The sequence below is a fragment of the Salinisphaera aquimarina genome (assembly GCF_042643355.1).
Classification (GTDB): Bacteria; Pseudomonadota; Gammaproteobacteria; order Nevskiales; family Salinisphaeraceae; genus Salinisphaera; species Salinisphaera aquimarina.
The window spans coordinates 472,391-486,342 of record NZ_JBHRSS010000003.1 but is presented as its reverse complement, the minus strand read 5'-3'; the positions used below and the strand labels follow the sequence as shown (position 1 = coordinate 486,342).

General features: G+C 65.0%; 17 protein-coding genes. 8 read left to right on the top strand and 9 right to left on the bottom strand.

All coding sequences use genetic code 11. The features are described 5' to 3' along the window. Window positions 1–47 precede the first annotated feature (47 nt). The 4 genes from ACFOSU_RS05745 to ACFOSU_RS05730 are packed head-to-tail and all read right to left on the bottom strand — an operon-like array spanning window position 48 to window position 2,085. Complete coding sequence (locus ACFOSU_RS05745) at window positions 48–857, bottom strand: SDR family NAD(P)-dependent oxidoreductase (protein ID WP_380687383.1); 810 nt, start codon at window positions 855–857, stop codon at window positions 48–50. A gap of 46 nt (window positions 858–903) precedes the next feature. Next, on the bottom strand, window positions 904–1,365 hold the full coding sequence (locus ACFOSU_RS05740; RefSeq protein WP_380687381.1) for a TspO/MBR family protein: 462 nt from the start codon (window positions 1,363–1,365) through the stop codon (window positions 904–906). Further along, entirely contained in the window at window positions 1,358–1,636 is a 279-nt protein-coding gene (locus tag ACFOSU_RS05735) for a hypothetical protein (protein WP_380687379.1), read from the bottom strand. Before ACFOSU_RS05735 ends, ACFOSU_RS05740 begins: the two co-directional genes overlap by 8 nt. Beyond that, on the bottom strand, window positions 1,636–2,085 hold the full coding sequence (locus ACFOSU_RS05730; protein ID WP_380687377.1) for a sirohydrochlorin chelatase: 450 nt from the start codon (window positions 2,083–2,085) through the stop codon (window positions 1,636–1,638). Before ACFOSU_RS05730 ends, ACFOSU_RS05735 begins: the two co-directional genes overlap by 1 nt. 11 nt (window positions 2,086–2,096) lie before the next feature. Between ACFOSU_RS05730 and sufT the strand changes: the two genes are divergently transcribed. Next, entirely contained in the window at window positions 2,097–2,648 is a 552-nt protein-coding gene (sufT, locus tag ACFOSU_RS05725; protein ID WP_380687375.1) for a putative Fe-S cluster assembly protein SufT, read from the top strand. Between the two features lie 352 nt (window positions 2,649–3,000). Continuing rightward, a complete protein-coding gene (locus ACFOSU_RS05720) occupies window positions 3,001–4,164 on the top strand; it encodes an MFS transporter (RefSeq protein ID WP_380687372.1) in 1,164 nt (387 codons plus the stop codon). 54 nt (window positions 4,165–4,218) lie between these two features. Here the strand turns inward: ACFOSU_RS05720 and ACFOSU_RS05715 are convergent, their stop codons facing one another. The 3 genes from ACFOSU_RS05715 to ACFOSU_RS05705 form a co-directional block, all read right to left on the bottom strand. Further along, on the bottom strand, window positions 4,219–4,365 hold the full coding sequence (locus ACFOSU_RS05715) for a DUF3096 domain-containing protein (RefSeq protein ID WP_380687369.1): 147 nt from the start codon (window positions 4,363–4,365) through the stop codon (window positions 4,219–4,221). Between the two features lie 63 nt (window positions 4,366–4,428). Then, entirely contained in the window at window positions 4,429–5,127 is a 699-nt protein-coding gene (locus tag ACFOSU_RS05710; RefSeq protein ID WP_380687367.1) for an FFLEELY motif protein, read from the bottom strand. Then, complete coding sequence (locus ACFOSU_RS05705; protein WP_380687365.1) at window positions 5,124–6,269, bottom strand: SMP-30/gluconolactonase/LRE family protein; 1,146 nt, start codon at window positions 6,267–6,269, stop codon at window positions 5,124–5,126. The genes ACFOSU_RS05710 and ACFOSU_RS05705 overlap by 4 nt, the downstream gene beginning before the upstream one ends. A gap of 255 nt (window positions 6,270–6,524) precedes the next feature. Between ACFOSU_RS05705 and ACFOSU_RS05700 the strand changes: the two genes are divergently transcribed. Together ACFOSU_RS05700 and ACFOSU_RS05695 are read left to right on the top strand one after the other, a co-directional pair. After that, window positions 6,525–7,004, top strand: coding sequence for a DUF4112 domain-containing protein (locus ACFOSU_RS05700; RefSeq protein ID WP_380687362.1), 480 nt, complete (start codon window positions 6,525–6,527; stop codon window positions 7,002–7,004). Between the two features lie 18 nt (window positions 7,005–7,022). After that, entirely contained in the window at window positions 7,023–7,478 is a 456-nt protein-coding gene (locus ACFOSU_RS05695) for a peroxiredoxin (protein ID WP_380687360.1), read from the top strand. Between the two features lie 13 nt (window positions 7,479–7,491). On the opposite strand, the gene ACFOSU_RS05690 is transcribed toward ACFOSU_RS05695, so the two are convergent. Continuing rightward, entirely contained in the window at window positions 7,492–7,863 is a 372-nt protein-coding gene (locus ACFOSU_RS05690) for a DUF423 domain-containing protein (RefSeq protein WP_380687358.1), read from the bottom strand. Then, window positions 7,860–8,699 (bottom strand): PhzF family phenazine biosynthesis protein, encoded by an 840-nt coding sequence (locus ACFOSU_RS05685; RefSeq protein WP_380687356.1) that lies wholly within the window; start codon window positions 8,697–8,699, stop codon window positions 7,860–7,862. Before ACFOSU_RS05685 ends, ACFOSU_RS05690 begins: the two co-directional genes overlap by 4 nt. Window positions 8,700–8,962: 263 nt before the next feature. Between ACFOSU_RS05685 and ppk1 the strand changes: the two genes are divergently transcribed. The 4 genes from ppk1 to ACFOSU_RS05665 all read left to right on the top strand — a co-directional run bounded on the left by ppk1 (window position 8,963) and on the right by ACFOSU_RS05665 (window position 13,946). Beyond that, window positions 8,963–11,062, top strand: coding sequence for a polyphosphate kinase 1 (ppk1, locus tag ACFOSU_RS05680; protein ID WP_380687354.1), 2,100 nt, complete (start codon window positions 8,963–8,965; stop codon window positions 11,060–11,062). A gap of 126 nt (window positions 11,063–11,188) precedes the next feature. Further along, entirely contained in the window at window positions 11,189–12,157 is a 969-nt protein-coding gene (locus ACFOSU_RS05675; RefSeq protein WP_380687352.1) for a lipid-binding SYLF domain-containing protein, read from the top strand. Further along, entirely contained in the window at window positions 12,154–12,867 is a 714-nt protein-coding gene (mtgA, locus tag ACFOSU_RS05670) for a monofunctional biosynthetic peptidoglycan transglycosylase (protein ID WP_380687350.1), read from the top strand. The genes ACFOSU_RS05675 and mtgA overlap by 4 nt, the downstream gene beginning before the upstream one ends. 62 nt (window positions 12,868–12,929) lie before the next feature. Then, the gene (locus ACFOSU_RS05665; RefSeq protein WP_380687348.1) at window positions 12,930–13,946 is read left to right on the top strand and encodes a hydrolase; all 1,017 of its coding nucleotides are present in this window, start codon (window positions 12,930–12,932) and stop codon (window positions 13,944–13,946) included. Window positions 13,947–13,952: the final 6 nt, after the last annotated feature.

The following is a 13,952-nucleotide window of genomic DNA, read 5'->3' as shown; positions in this document are numbered from 1 at the left end:
GCGTCCAATAGTGTGGTGCGCCGCCGGTGGGCGCGGCTCGGCGAGTCCTAGTGGGTTCTGGGCAGGGCGAAGCGCATCACCCGATCGACGATCCAGGGCGGCAGGCTGCCCGGCGCCAGCCGCGAGGCCCGCATGAGCATGCGATAGGACAAGCCCGGTACGACCTGCGAGTGCTTGCCGAGACCCTTCAAGCCGGCCTTGACTACGTGTTTCGGGGTCATGATCGTCGCCCGTAGCGGCGCCGGCCAGCCGCTGGGGTCGACGTTGGCGTGCTCGAAGAATTCGCTCCGGGTCAGGCCTGGGCACAGAGAGACGACATCCACGCCGTCGCGGGCGAGTTCTTCATGCAGGCCCTCGCCGAGGAAGCGGTTCCAGGCCTTGGTCGCGCTGTAGTGGGCGAACAGCGGCGTCGGCACGATGCCGGCGATCGAGGCCAGCATGATGATGCCGCCGCGGCGATGGTCACGCATGCGCCGGCCGAAATGATGCGCCAGAATCAGCGGCGCGCGACAATTCAGGGCAAGCATGTTCAGTTCGGCGTCGAGATCGTGATCGAGGAACGCGCCGGTGAATCCGGAGCCGGCGTTGTTGACCAGTAGGCCGACGTGGCGTGTGTCCAGCGCGGCGGTGATCGTGTCGAGAAAATCGGCGGCGGTCAGATCCGCGACGATCGCCAGCGTGCGGACGTCGTGCTTGAGTTCGATGTCTTCGGCCAGGGCCTCGAGACGCTCGCCGCGCCGGGCCACCAGCGCCACGTTCAGGCCGCGGACCGCCAGCTGGTGGGCGAACTCTGCGCCGATGCCGGCGGAGGCGCCGGTGATCAGAGCCCAGGGGCCGTACTTGTCGACAAACGCCATGACGGGTCCTCGGATTATCGTTGCCTGATAGGCGTTCCTGCCGCGGTCAGTTGAGCCAGAGCAGTCCGGCATTGAGATAGACCGCGTAGCTGACCCAGGCGAGATAGGGCACGAGCAGCAGGCCGGCGAGGCGGTCGGCCCGCCAGAACGCGACGAGCGTGGCCGCCAGCGCCAGCCATAGCACCACGATGACCAGCATCGCCCAGCCCAGCGCCTGGGCGCCGAAAGCCACCGGCATCCACAGGGCGTTGAGCAGCAGTTGCAGCACGAACAGGCCCAACGCCTTGCCTATCCCGTCGGCGCGCCATGCCCGCCATGCCGCGATCGCCATGCCGATATAGAGCAGCGTCCAGGCGATCGGAAACGCGATGTCCGGCGGTGTGCCGGCCGGCTGCGCCAGCTCCGCATACCAGGCGCCGGGCGGAAAGACGGCGCCGGTGAGCGACACCAGCGCGACGCCGATGCCGCAGATCAACGCCGCGCGGATCGGATTGAACACGTCACCCATGGAATACGCCCCGTCTCGTGGGCACCCACCAGGTGAAGCCGAAGATCAGCGTGGCCATGATGGTCGTGCCCCAGCGTACGCGCCGATCGCGTACCGCGATGAAAGCCAGCGGAAACTCCAGCATGTGAATCATCACCACGATGACCCACAGCTCCGCGACCGGATGACCGATGCCGTGGCGCACGTAGAAGAACAGACCGAATGCGTGCAGCACGAGCAGTACGGCGTTGCAGCCCAGCCAGAAGCGGCGGTTGTCGGCGATGTCGTTCATCAACTGTCGGCCGTGGCGCTGTCGGCAAGCATGCTCAGCAGCAGTCCGGGCATGGTTTTCGAGGTGCCCAGATACGGCGCGATCTCGATATGCACCTCCGGATGCTGGCGTTGCTTGACCGCGACTTCCTCGGGAATATCCTCGATCACATGCCGGCCGGCGGCGAGAAAATACGGCAGCACCGTGATATGCCGGGCGCCGTCGTCGATCAGCCGCTGCAGGCCGTCGGGAATAGACGGCTCGGCGAGTTCGAGAAACGCGCATTCGATGGCCGCAAAACGTTCATCGGAGGCGCCGCGCACGCGCTCGGTGAGCGCGCGGACCTCGTCGTTGGACGCGTCCCGGCGGCTGCCGTGGGCGACCACAAGAAGAGATTTTTTCATGCCTGCAATCCTATCAGACAGGGGCGCCGCGGCCTTGGTAGAATAGGACTCATTCTTGCAGTGCAAATGGTTTAGCCATGCAGATGCCTTCAAACGAACCCGTCACCTTCCAGCGCGACTGCGAAGCGGTATTGATTCCTGCCGGTGATACGGTCGAAATCCCGGTCGGGACGCACGGCAACATCACCCAGGCGCTGGGTGGGTCGTTCACCGTCTATATCGCCGGCAACCTCATTCGTATCGCGGGCGAGAACGCCGATGCCATCGGTCAAGAGCCGCCGGAGCCGCTGCGGCTGCCGGAAGGCGCCGGCAACGAGGACGTCGAAAAGCTGGTCTGGGACCAGATTCGGACCGTGTTCGATCCGGAGATCCCGATCAATCTGTTGGATCTCGGCCTGATCTATCAATGCGATTTCGATCACAGTGATCCGGAGTCGCGTGTTGTCGATATCGACATGACGCTGACCGCACCCGGCTGTGGCATGGGCGATATTCTGGTCGACGACGTACGCAGCAAGGTCGCCATGGTGCCGACCGTCGACCAGGTCCGGGTCGAACTCGTGTTCGAACCGCCGTGGACGATGGAGATGATGAGCGACGCCGCCAAGCTTCAGGTCGGCATGCTCTAGTCGCGAATCCACGTGCCTTTGTGGTTCTGTGCGAATGTCAGCAAGCGTCCGCTTGTCGCAAGCGGGCGGCTAGCTTGGGGAAAGAGCATTACTCACGCAAAGCCGCAAAAATGAGGCACGACTTTCGATGGTGCGCTGTTTTGTCTTCTTCGCGTCTTGGTGCCTTTGCGTTAACGTTTTGGCTCCGGCGTCAGGGTCAGGGCGAAGTAAAACGAACGAACTGAGCCTGATACACAGTCAAGTACGCTTTTGATCCGGCCGTCGCGGGCAGTGGCCCGGTTGGCCTGACCGGTTTTTGCTGTCTTCATGCGGTTGCGCTGAAGACGATCACTTTCAGACAAGGGAATGACGGATGGCGAGTGCATTGCCCGAGACACGGCCGCGCACCGCCTCGGCCGGTGTGCGTCTGTCCGGCCTGAGCTGGGCGCATTTTCTCAACGACGGCGCGGCCAATTATCTGCCGGGTATCCTGCCCGCCCTGCTGATTCAGATGAATCTGTCGGTGGCCCTGGCCGGCACGATCATGGCCGCATTGCTCGTGGGTCAGGGCCTGCAACCTTTTTTCGGATTACTGGCCGATCGCATCGGCGGCCGGGTGATGGTGTTCGCCGGCCTGCTCGGCTCGTCGCTGGGCGGCGCCCTCATCAGCGTGGTCGACGGGCCGGTATTCCTGATCGGTGTGTTGGTGCTCATCGGTATTTCCAACTCGCTGTTTCATCCGCAGGCGCTGGCCGCGGTGCGGCGCCTGTCCGCGGCCCGACAAGGCACGGCCATGTCGTATTTTCTGGTGGGCGGAGAGATCGGGCGCGGCGTGTGGCCCTTGCTGGCGAGCTGGGTCGTGGTGAGCTGGGGGCTGGGCGCGCTGTGGATACTGGCCCTGCCAGCCATCATCACCGTGCCGTGGCTGCTGCGCTGGGCGCCGTCGCTGCCGGCCCGCGCGGTCGGTCAGGCACCGATCGAGTGGCGCCGCCACGCCGGGCCGTTATCCCTGCTGGTGGGGTTCTGCGCGTTGCGGGCGCTGATGATTTTCTGCGTGATTACTTTCGTGCCCGTCATCTGGGCGCAGGCCGGCGGCTCGCTTACCGCCGGGGCGAGCTTCATCACCGTGCTCATGGTGGTCGGCATTGTCGGCAACCTGGCCGGCGGGCGGCTCAGTGACCACTACGGCACACGGCCGATTCTGGTCGGGGCCATGGTGGCGTCGTGCCTGCTGATGCTCGCCTTCCTGCAGCTGTCCGGCGTCTGGCTGTGGCTGGTACTGGCGCTGCTGGGGATCGCCCTGTTCGCCACCCTGCCGCTGACGATCGTCGTCGCCCAGGACATGCTGCCAGAGAACCGTTCGTTCGGTTCCGGCCTGGCTTTGGGGCTGGCCAACGCGCTGGGCGCGGTCGGGGTCATGGCGCTGGGGCCGGTGGCACAGGTCTGGGGCGCGTCGGCGCCGCTGTGGGTGGCGGCCGGCGGCGGTGCCGTCGCCGTGGTGCTGGCGCTCGTGCTACCCAATCACCGGCCGCAATAACACGTTTGCTCCGGGCCGCCGTGGTGAACGGCGCCTGCAGGGTCTGGAGCCGACCTAGAAGTTCACCAGCCCCAGTACGCCGATGAGGATCAGATACGCCGCGACAATATAGTTGAGCAGCCGCGGCACCAGCAGGATCGCAATGCCGGCGACCAGGGAAACGATGGGAACAAGGCTCGCGTCGGCGATAGTGATGGTCATGTGTGCACCGGGGGTTGGATGTGCGAAGAGCATGCGTGAGCGTTTGCGCCTTGGCAACACCGCTCAGGCATTCGTTTTTTCGTCCAGAAGACGGCCGAGCAAGCGCTGCTGCAGGGCGACCGCGTCGCGGGTTGCGCCCTCGAGATCGCGGGTCGCGCGCATGGCCGCGAATCCGTCGGCGAGCAGGCCGTAGGTGCGGCCCATGCCCAGCGCCCGTGCCGGCCCCGAGGCCAGCTTGAAGGCCCAGTAGGCAGCGCGGTTGTCGGCATAGCCGCCGAGCAGGTCGACGAGTTCCTGCACCCACAGGATCTGCTGGCGTCGCAGATCGGCTTCGCCGACCTGGCGAAACGCGGACACGTAGGCCCTGGGCGTGATGACCGTCGTATCGGCGGTCGTATCGGCGCGGGTCAGCAGTGCGTCACTCACGGCGGCGTCGAGCGTATCCGCGCTGGCCTGCAGCCGCACCGCGATCACCAGCGGCCGGGCGTCGCTGATGATGCGCCCGATGCGCTTGGCCACGCGCTCGGGCCGGGCGGTCAACTCGGACCAGTCGGCTTCCAGATAGAAGCTATGGGTGAGAAAGTCGAGTAATGCGTGGCCGTCGTAGCGCTCGGCGACCGGCCGGTGGAGCGCGGCGATCCGGGCGGACTGCCATGTGCGCACGGCCGCCAGCTGGTTGTCGAATGCCGGTGTGGCGCGCGCCCTGATGGCTGCGCGCTCGTCGCGCAACGCACACAGGGCCTGTTCGAGTGCCGCGCTCACGGTACCGGCAGGCGCGCGAACGAATCCGCGGTCAGACTGCCCAGATAGAGCGTGTTCTCGACCTGCTGAACACTGGTGACCGGGGCGAAGGCTTCGGCACGCCTGTCCTCGAGGTTGGTGACGATCCGACCGTCGGTATCGAGTCCCAGCAGATGGCCGACGTGTGCAGGCTGCGGCTGGATCGCTTCGGGCAGACGGAACACGATCTTGCGCAGCCACGCATAGGGGGCGAGCCAATCGAGGGTGCGATCACGCGGCGCGAACAGGGCCAGCCAGAAGGTGCCGTTCTCGTTGAACGAGATACCGTCGGGGAAACCGGGCAGGTTGTCGACAAAGATATCGTGCTGGCCAGCCTTCGGGCCAGTGAGCCAGTAGCGGGTGACGCGATAGCTGCCGGTCTCGGTGACCAGCACATAGGCATCGTCGGGGCCCACGGCGACGCCGTTGGCGAACTGCAGACCCGAGAGCAGCACACTGGCCTGTCTGGTTTTCGGGTCGTACTTGAGCAGCCGCCCGTGGCCGCCGTGCTCGAGGATATCCGCCCGGTAGTTGTTCTTGCCGTACTTGCTCGAGGCGTCGGTGAAATAGATCGTGCCGTCGTCGGCCACGTCGACATCGTCGGTGAACGCGAAAGCGGCATCGCCGGCACCGTGGGTGAGTACCGTGATATCGCCGCCGGCGTCGATGGCCAGCAGGCCCTTGTCGGCGTCGGCCACGATCAGCGTCTGCTGCGGCGGCTGCGTCGTGTCTTCATTGTTCGCGTCGCCGCCGGTGCTCCGGGCGGCCGGGCCGTCGTCGAACAGCGGGGCACGCTGGAATGCCAGCCCGAGCGGCCGGCCGTTGGTGGTGGCAAAAACCTCGCCGTTGTTGCCGTCGGCATCGAAACGACGAATCGTGCCGTCTTCGTAGCCGGCGTAGATACGGCCCTGGTCATCCACGGCCACGTCCTCCGGGCCGCGGGCGACGCCATCGGCCAGCCGAGTCGCGTTCGCGAGTTTCTCGTCATCGGCCGCCGGCGCGCTCGGGGTAGCCCGCACGTCCGGCGCGTTCCAGGCCACCGGCGCGAAACTGGAGGGCCAGAACAGCGCATAGCCGATAAACGCCACGAGGGCGATGAGCAGGATAAACAGCAGTTTTTTCATCGATATGTCTGGACCGCGTTAGACAAAAACAAAACCTCGATGCGCGCGAATGATACGCATGTGGTTGGGAAAGCAAATGTTTGGCGGTGACGGATTCGTTTTTCGCGGCCTTCTGCGCTGCGGATAGGGCACGGCGCGGCCGGTGTTTCACGTAGCCGGCGGCGGCCATCGACACGGCGTCACGTGAAATGGCAACAGTTCCGAGGCACTGCTGCCGTATACTCGAAAATCCGTATCGGCCTTTACCCGAGCCCAATGAACGTTGACGAATCTTCTCCTGCGCTGCATGCCAAACGCCGCGCCAGTCTGGCCCGTATCGACCGGCTGGCCTGGTGGCTGGATGACGCAATCCGTATTCCCGTGATCGGCAAGCGGGTCGGCGTGGATGGACTGTTCGGCCTGATCCCCTTTGCCGGCGACCTGGTCGGCGCGGGCCTGTCGAGCCTGATGGTGGCCGAGGCGCTGCGACTGGGTGCGCCCAAGCGGGTCTGGATGCGCATGGGAGCCAACGTCGGCGTGGACTTCGTGGTCGGGCTGGTGCCGGTGGCGGGGGATCTGTTCGATCTGGTCTGGAAAGCCAATCGCCGCAACGAGCAGGTCATGCGGCGCTGGCTGGAAGAGGTCACCGCGACCGAGGAAAAACAATCGAAATGGCCGGGCGCCATGGGCATCGGTCTGGGGCTGGCGGGGGCGTTCATCGTCACCGTCGTGCTCTGGCGCGCGATTTTCGGCTAGACGATCAAGGGCAACACAATGGCACATCCCGACACAGGCGATCAGGCGCCGGTCATCGACCGTATCGCCCACGATGGCGAGCGCGTCAATACCGCGGCCGAGCCCGATGCGCGGCCGGTCGTCGTGTATTTCTATCCGCGTGACGACACGCCGGTGTGTACGCGCCAAGCCTGCAGCTTCCGCGACCATCTGGGCGAATTCAATGCCCTGGATGCACAGGTGATCGGCGTGAGCGCGGATGACGACGCCAGTCATCGCGATTTTGCCGAGCGCCACGCGCTGACCTTTCCGCTGATCTCAGACCATGACGGCAGCCTGTCGCAAGCCTTCGGTGTCGGCCGCGCGCTGGGCGTGCTGGCCAACCGCGTGACCTTCGTGATCGATCGTCACGGCGTGATCGTCATGCGCTATCAGGCCCAGCTCGCGGCGGCCCGCCATGTCGAGAAAGCGATGACGGTGCTGCGCACTCTCTGATCGGTTGCGGGTTTCAGCCGCGCGTCACGGCCCAGAGCAGGGCAAGCCAGCCCAGGATCAGCAGCACGCCGCCCAACGGGGTTATGGCGCCGAGCCAGCGCACGCCGGACAGCGCGAGCAGATACAGACTGCCCGAAAAGACCAGCGTACCCAGCGTGAAACAGACGCCGGCGACCGACAACGCGCCGCTGGTCATGCCCTGACGCGCGAGCACGCCTACGGCCAGCAGCGCGGCGACGTGGAAGAACTGGTACTGCACGGCGGTATGCCAGATCGACTGCATTTCCGGCGACAGCCGGGCCGAAAGTGCATGCGCGCCGAAGGCGCCGAGGACGACGCCGAGCAGGCCGTAGATGCTGGCCGCGACCAGGGCGAATTGAGTCATGAGCAGTCGGGCTCCAGAGGATCGAGAAACAGTCGGCCTTCGGCATAACGCGCGGCGTGGCCGCCCAGATGCACGCGCTCGCCGGCCAGCCGGCAGGCCACGCGACCGCCGCGCCGCGAGATCTGACGACCGAGCAGCTCGGTCTTGCCCAGCCGCTCGCCCCAGTAAGGCGCCAGCGTGCAATGTGCGGAGCCGGTGACCGGATCCTCGTCGACCCCGTGGTGGGGTGCGAAATAACGGGAGACGAAATCGTACTCGTCGTGATCGGCCGGCGCGGTGACGATGAAGCCCAGATCGGTGCGGGCCGAATAGCGGGCCAGGGCGCGCAGGTCCGGCGCGAGCGCGGCGACTTGGGAGGCGTTGTCGAACACGGCCAGCAGATTGCTGGAAGCGAGCCATTGCCGGGGCCGTGCGCCCAAGGCCGTCTCCAGTTCATCGGTGTCGCCGGTATATGGCGTGGCCGGGCGGGCCGGGAAATCGAGCCAGAGCATGTCGTCGGCCACGTCGACGCCGAGTTCACCTGCATGCCGGGTGGAGAATCGCAGCGGCGCCGAGAAGCCGTCGCGGCAATACAGCAGCGTGTAGGCGCTGGCCAGCGTGGCATGACCGCACAGCTCGACTTCGCAGGCGGGCGTGAACCAGCGCAGCGCGTGGACCTGCTCGCCGGGGACGATGAACGCGGTCTCGGACAGATTGTGTTCCGCGGCGATCGCGGCGAGGGTGCTATCGTCGAGCCATGCGTCGAGAATGACGACGGCGGCCGGATTGCCCGAGAACACGCGGCTCGTGAAGGCGTCGATCTGGTAATAGTCGAAATGTCGTAACGTTTTTGTCATGAATCTGTCATGTGCGGTTGTTATTCAGGGACGCCTGGTTCGCACGCGCGCGACGCGCGCTTGATTGCCAATGACTGACGAATACATGCCTAGCCGTGCCCAATGTCGCCACGACCGCCGCCCGGGCTGCCCTGGCCGGCAGGGCGCCGGTGCACCGGCGCGTGGTTGGATAGCTGTCGTCATCAGCCATTCATTTTCGATGGACAGACTTTGACACTCTTTTCCCGGCGCTGCCCGCGCCGGCTCAACAGAATACGCCACGCATGACTGCAGCCTCCAATATGCCCGTGCCGGAAACACCGCTGGACGCGCCGGTACTGTTCATCAATCGAGAGCTGTCGCTGCTCGAATTCAATGACCGCGTGCTCGAGCAGGCGCGCGATACGGACGTGCCGCTGCTCGAGCGGCTCAAGTTCCTGTGCATCTCCTCGACCAATCTGGACGAGTTCTTCGAGGTGCGCGTGGCCGGGCTCAAGCAGAAGGCCGAGTTGGTCAATGCGCCCACCGATGCCGACAACCGCGCGCCCAGCGACGCCCTGCGCGTGATCGGTGCGCGCGCTCATGAACTGGTCGAGAAGCAGTACGCCACGCTCAACGACGAACTCATTCCCGCTCTGGAGAGCCAGGGCATCCGGTTCCTGCGCCGTTCCGAATGGAACGCCGAGCAGCGGGCCTGGCTGGCCGAGTATTTCGAGGAAGAGTTGTTACCGGTAATCAGCCCGCTGGGCCTGGATCCTGCGCATCCTTTTCCGCGCATTCTCAACAAATCGCTGAATTTCATCGTCTCGCTCGACGGCACCGACGGCTTCGGGCGCAAGATCGAACACGCCGTGGTGCAGGCGCCGCGGGCCCTGCCGCGGGTGATCCAGCTGCCGGCCCAGGAGAGCGGCAGCGGCACGCACGATTTCGTGTTCCTGTCGTCGATCATCCACGAGCATGTGGGCGATCTGTTTCCCAGCATGGGCACCTCCGGCTGCTATCAGTTCCGGGTGACGCGCAACTCGGATCTGTTCGTCGACGAGGAAGAGGTCGACGATCTGCTGCGCGCGGTCGAAGGCGAGCTGCCGTCACGCCGCTACGGCGACTGTGTACGCCTGGAAGTGGCGCACAACTGCCCGCAGGAACTGTCGGATTATCTGCTGGCCCGTTTCATCCTGGGGCGGGAGGATCTGTATCAGGTCAACGGCCCGGTCAACGTCAACCGGCTGATGTCGCTGCTGGATACGGTCGACCGGCCGGATCTGAAATATTCCGCCTACACGCCGCGCCTGCCCGCCGAACTCGGCCCCAACGCCGATCTGTTCGCCGAAATCCGGGCCCATGACGTGCTCCTGCATCATCCCTTCGATTCGTTTCTGCCGGTGATCGACTTCGTGCGTCGCGCGGCCGCCGACACCCGCGTGCTCGCGATCAAGCAGACGCTGTATCGCACCGGGCCGGAATCGGCGGTGGTCGACGCGCTGGTGGACGCTGCCCGTGCCGGCAAGGAAGTCACGGTGGTGGTGGAACTGCGCGCGCGCTTCGACGAAGCCGACAATATCGCCCTCGCCAACCGCCTGCAGGCGGCCGGCGCACACGTGGTCTACGGCGTAGTCGGTTACAAGACGCACGCCAAGATGACCCTGATCGTGCGTCGCGAGACCGACGGCCTGCACAACTACGTTCATCTGGGCACCGGCAACTATCATCCCAAGACCGCGCGGCTTTATACCGACTACGGGCTGTTCTCCTGCGATCCGGATCTCGGCAACGACGTGCACGAGATGTTCCTGCAGCTGACCAGTCTGGGCAAGGTGTCCGGACTGGCGCGCATTCTCGATGCGCCGTTTCGTCTGCATCCGGCGATCATCGACAAGATCGCACGGGAGGCCGGGCATGCCGAGAGGGGCAGGCCCGCCCGCATCGTCGCCAAGATGAACTCGCTGGTTGAGCCGCAGGTCATTCAGGCGCTCTATGCGGCTTCGCAGGCGGGCGTGGAGATCGACCTGATCGTGCGCGGGGTGTGCTGTTTGCGCCCCGGCGTGCCGGATGTGTCCGAAACCATTCGTGTGCGCTCGGTGGTGGGGCGTTTTCTCGAGCACACGCGGGTGTTCCGTTTTGACAATGACGGCGAGCCCGAACTGTATCTGGCCAGCGCCGACTGGATGGACCGTAATTTCTTTCGCCGCGTGGAGACCTGCTTCCCCGTGACCCGCCCGGCGTTATATGATCGGGTCAGTCGCGAGCTGGATCTGTATCTCGCCGACAACAGCCAGGCATGGCTGCTCGGCAGTGACGGAAGCTACCAGCGCGCGCGGCCGGCTGAGGGCGAGGCCGTGCTGGCCGCGCAGAAGCGTCTTATGGAGGGGCCGGGACAGGCTTGACCGCGTGCATCGCATTGGAACCTGCTGTTGCCGCGGTGGTCTGATCGCGCAGAGTCCTTTCGTGGACGCTCACATCAGGTTATCGCCGGTACGCCGGCCAATGATCCCAATCAAGGGGAAGCACAGATGAAACAATGGATGACGGCGCTACTGGCGACCGTGACGATGCTCGCCACCTCCAGCGCGGCCTTGGCAGCCTCCGAGCAGGAACAGAAACTCGACGATGCCACCACCGTGGTGCGCCAGTTCGTGGATATTCCCGAGAACGCGATTCCGCCGGCCCTGCTGGGTCAGGCCTACGGCATCGCCGTTATCCCGAGCGTACTCAAGGTCGGCTTCGTGCTCGGCGGACGCCGAGGCAAGGGCGTGCTGTCGGTGCGTACCGCCGACGGCAGCTGGTCGAACCCCACCTTCGTGACCCTGACTGGCGGCTCCATCGGCTGGCAGATCGGCGCCTCGTCGTCGGACATCATTCTGGTGTTCAAGACCCAGCGCAGCATCGACAAGATCGCCAGCGGCCAGATCAGCCTGGGCGCCGACGCCGCCGTCGCGGCCGGCCCGGTCGGGCGCAGTGCCGGTGCCGCCACCAACCTGGGCTTCGACGCCGAGGTCTATTCCTATTCGCGCGCACGTGGCCTGTTCGCCGGTGTGTCGCTGGAAGGCGGCAAGATCGGTATCGATCGCGATGCCAACTGGCTGTTCTACGACAAGGCCGGTATCGACGCGCTCAGCATTCTGCGCAGCAACAATCACTCGGCCATTCCGCAGCCCGGGCAGCGCTTCGTCTATACGCTGGACCGCTACATGCCGGCCTCCGACGATTTTGATCGCGCCGCTGCCACGCAGGGCACGAGCATGGAATCGACCAATTCGGGCCAGGGTAGCAGCACCAGCGGCTCCGGCGGCACGAGCGATATCAACGGCCGAGGCCAGGCCCAGCCCTACGATAGCGGCAGCGGTGTGACCGTGCAGCAGGGCAACTACGATGCTCAGGACAACGACGGCGCCAGCGGCGGCAATAACAACAACCAGAACAGTGGCAGCCAGAACAGCGGTAGCAGCAACTACGGCAGTGGTGGCAACAGCAACTATTGATCTTCCTCAGAAATCGATTCCTGCGCTATGTATTGATAGCCGTCGTCGCGATCGCACTCGCGCCGGCGGTTATCGTGCTGCTGTTTCGATGGGTCAATCCGCCGGTCACGGCATATATGCTCCGGGTGCATTTCGAGACCGAACGGGCGCAGGGTTCGACCGGTCCGACCCTCTTCTACAAATGGGCGGACATGGACGAGATCGCGGCGTGCATGCCGCTGGCCGCGGTCGCGGCCGAGGATCAGACGTTCCCGACACATCACGGCTTTGTGTGGTCGGCGATCGGCGATGCGCTCGCCGACAATGCCGAGGGCGGCACCATCCGCGGTGCCAGCACGATCACCCAGCAGACCGCCAAGAACCTGTTTCTGTGGCCGGCCAAGAGCTATGTGCGCAAAGCCATCGAGGCCTATATCACCGTGTGGATGGAGGTGCTCTGGTCCAAGCGGCGCATCCTCGAGGTCTATCTTAATATCGCCCAGTTCGATGACCGCGTTTTCGGTGTCGGCGCCGCGGCCGACCGCCTGTTCGGCACCACGGCCGCGCAATTGAGTACCGGCCAGTGCGCTGCGCTCGCGGCGGTATTGCCGGCCCCCGAGCGCTATGATGCCGCCTCGCCCGGTCCTTATGTGCAAAGACATTCGGCCTGGATCCAGCGGCAGATGGGGCATCTTGGTCGCGGTTATCTCAAGGACATGCTGACACGGTAGCCGATGTATAATGCATACATCATGTCATCGGTTCTGCACGAACCGTCGGTTAGAATTCCTCCATGCTGACTCGTAGCGATTTCAACCCGGCGTTCTGGTTGCGCAACGCGCACGCCCAGACGGTTTTCGCATCCAAGCTCCGGCCCTCGCCGCCGCTCGAGATCGAGCGCGAGCGCCTCGAACTCGACGACGGCGATTTTCTGGATCTGTCCTGGCTGCCCGAGCGCGGTCTCGCTGACGATGCCCCGGTGGTGATCGTGCTGCACGGCCTCAACGGCTCGCTCGAATCCAAGTATGCGCGCGGTCTGCTGCGTCAGGCCGACGCCCGGGACGCGCGCGGCGTGCTGCTGCATTTCCGCGGCGCGGCCGAACCCAATCGCCTGCCGCGCAGCTATCATTCGGGAGAGACCGGCGACCTGGATACGGTCGTGCAGCACGTCCGGCAACGTTTCCCACGCGCCTCGCTGGCCGCGGTGGGTTATTCGCTGGGCGGTAACGTGCTGCTCAAGTATCTGGGCGAGCAGGGGCGCCATGCGCCGCTGGCCTGTGCCGTCGCCGTGTCCTCACCCTACGATCTCAAATGCTGCGCCGAGGCGATCCAGCACGGGCTGTCGCGCGTCTACCAGGCCCACATGATCAACGGCCTGCGCGAAGCCTACGAGCACAAGTTCAGCGTGATGGAAGCGCCGTATCCGCGGCCGGACTTCAAGACGCTGCGCGATTTTCCGTCCTTCGACAATGCCGTGACCGCGCCGCTCAACGGCTTCAAGGATGCCGACGACTATTACGCGCGCTCCAGCAGTCGCCCGTTTCTCAAGCATATCCGTACGCCGACGCTGATTCTGCACGCCGAGGACGATCCGTTCATGACCCCCGCGATCATTCCCACGCAAGCGGATCTGTCGTCCGCGATCCGCTTCGAGCTGTCGTCCCATGGCGGCCATGTCGGTTTCGTCGCCGCCGGCCGGTTCGGTGAGCCGGTCTACTGGCTCGAGCGGCGTATTCCGGCGTTCCTGCAGCAGCACATGCCTGATTTCGAGCGCTGCTCGCAGGGCGATACCACCCAGGAAGCCGGCTGATCGCAA

Coding starts and splice junctions, on each gene's coding strand:
- ACFOSU_RS05700 (WP_380687362.1), top strand. CDS start 6,525: ATGAACGTTGACGAATCTTCTCCTGCGCTGCATGCCAAACGCCGCGCC.
- ACFOSU_RS05715 (WP_380687369.1), bottom strand. CDS start 4,365: ATGACCATCACTATCGCCGACGCGAGCCTTGTTCCCATCGTTTCCCTG.
- ACFOSU_RS05675 (WP_380687352.1), top strand. CDS start 11,189: ATGAAACAATGGATGACGGCGCTACTGGCGACCGTGACGATGCTCGCC.
- ACFOSU_RS05740 (WP_380687381.1), bottom strand. CDS start 1,365: ATGGGTGACGTGTTCAATCCGATCCGCGCGGCGTTGATCTGCGGCATC.
- ACFOSU_RS05745 (WP_380687383.1), bottom strand. CDS start 857: ATGGCGTTTGTCGACAAGTACGGCCCCTGGGCTCTGATCACCGGCGCC.
- ACFOSU_RS05685 (WP_380687356.1), bottom strand. CDS start 8,699: ATGACAAAAACGTTACGACATTTCGACTATTACCAGATCGACGCCTTC.
- ACFOSU_RS05720 (WP_380687372.1), top strand. CDS start 3,001: ATGGCGAGTGCATTGCCCGAGACACGGCCGCGCACCGCCTCGGCCGGT.
- ppk1 (WP_380687354.1), top strand. CDS start 8,963: ATGACTGCAGCCTCCAATATGCCCGTGCCGGAAACACCGCTGGACGCG.
- ACFOSU_RS05705 (WP_380687365.1), bottom strand. CDS start 6,269: ATGAAAAAACTGCTGTTTATCCTGCTCATCGCCCTCGTGGCGTTTATC.
- ACFOSU_RS05735 (WP_380687379.1), bottom strand. CDS start 1,636: ATGAACGACATCGCCGACAACCGCCGCTTCTGGCTGGGCTGCAACGCC.
- sufT (WP_380687375.1), top strand. CDS start 2,097: ATGCAGATGCCTTCAAACGAACCCGTCACCTTCCAGCGCGACTGCGAA.
- ACFOSU_RS05690 (WP_380687358.1), bottom strand. CDS start 7,863: ATGACTCAATTCGCCCTGGTCGCGGCCAGCATCTACGGCCTGCTCGGC.
- ACFOSU_RS05695 (WP_380687360.1), top strand. CDS start 7,023: ATGGCACATCCCGACACAGGCGATCAGGCGCCGGTCATCGACCGTATC.
- ACFOSU_RS05665 (WP_380687348.1), top strand. CDS start 12,930: ATGCTGACTCGTAGCGATTTCAACCCGGCGTTCTGGTTGCGCAACGCG.